At 45.9% G+C, this 1,044-nt stretch carries 2 protein-coding genes; one reads left to right on the plus strand and one right to left on the minus strand.

Annotated elements, in window-relative coordinates:
* Window positions 1-236, minus strand: a 236-nt coding sequence (locus DXB63_RS17535; RefSeq protein WP_147332311.1) for a DUF4248 domain-containing protein, incomplete at its 3' end; no start/stop codon positions are given.
* A gap of 322 nt (window positions 237-558) precedes the next feature.
* Here DXB63_RS17535 and DXB63_RS17540 point away from each other — a divergent pair.
* Window positions 559-981, plus strand: coding sequence for an HU family DNA-binding protein (locus tag DXB63_RS17540; protein WP_122127682.1), 423 nt, complete (start codon window positions 559-561; stop codon window positions 979-981).
* Window positions 982-1,044 lie beyond the last annotated feature (63 nt).

The raw sequence follows: 1,044 nt of genomic DNA on the forward strand, positions 1-1,044 counted from the left end.
TACGGTTCACCCAGATACCTGACAATCAATCCCACCTCTTTGGGTGTGAAATCGAAGCGTATCGTTTTCGTGGGCTCTTTTATCCCGTTCAGTTCCTCGGACAGAGGCCCGCATCGGTCTATCCAGCGCTTTAACTTCCCCACCGCCGTTTTTCTTTCCAGATTGGGGAAATACATCATTGCCAGCTCGGATTTACCGTAGCAGCGTATCTTGAATATCTCTTCTTTTTCTTCCATCTATCTTTACTTGTTTGTATACGTAAAGATACTGATTAATAACGATATACGGAAAATATACGGGCGGTATTTAAATTAATTTTCCCGGTGTCGGCATCCGTCCGTACCCGTCCGCACCGCCTTTTGGGGATACCTTATCTTTGCAAAGTAATCCGGTTACAGAAGGAAGCCGATGGTACACGGACGACGCGGGTCGGGCGGATGAAAGACGGATTCTTTATTTTTTTAAATCCGTATTAATCAGCTGAATCAGCGTTATCAGTGAACCTGGTTTTTTAATTATTCATTTTCAATTATTAACTTTCAATTATCAATTAAAAAAATGCAACAGTACGTTATCGTTCCCCGTAAGAACCCTATCAAGCCGGACGAAAGTCCGAGGTATTATGCCCTTGCCCGCAGCATGCGCAAAGTGGATGTGGATGAAATCTGCAGCCGTATCAGCGAACGTTCCAGTTACTCGCTTGGCGAGCTGGAAGGCGCCATCGGAGAGTTTCTCCTGGAAATCAAGAATGTCCTTACCGAAGGCAGCATCGCCCAGGTAGGCAAGCTGGGCAATTTCCGCCTGTCCCTTAAAACGGGCACTCCGACAGATAAGCCCGAAGATTTCAAGTCCGCCAACGTGAAAAGCTGCAAGGTGCTTTTCCATCCCAGCCTTAGCCTGCTGAACCTCTGTAAAACGATGAGATATACCGTCTACAGAAAGGACGAAGCCGACAAGACCGAAGAAGTGAAACCTTCTTAAGTTATTCAATGATTTTCAATTAGGAAAAGAAGAAAGCCGATGGTACGCTGATGACGCGGATCA

This window comes from Bacteroides sp. OM05-12 (genome assembly GCF_003438995.1).
GTDB lineage: Bacteria > Bacteroidota > Bacteroidia > Bacteroidales > Bacteroidaceae > Bacteroides.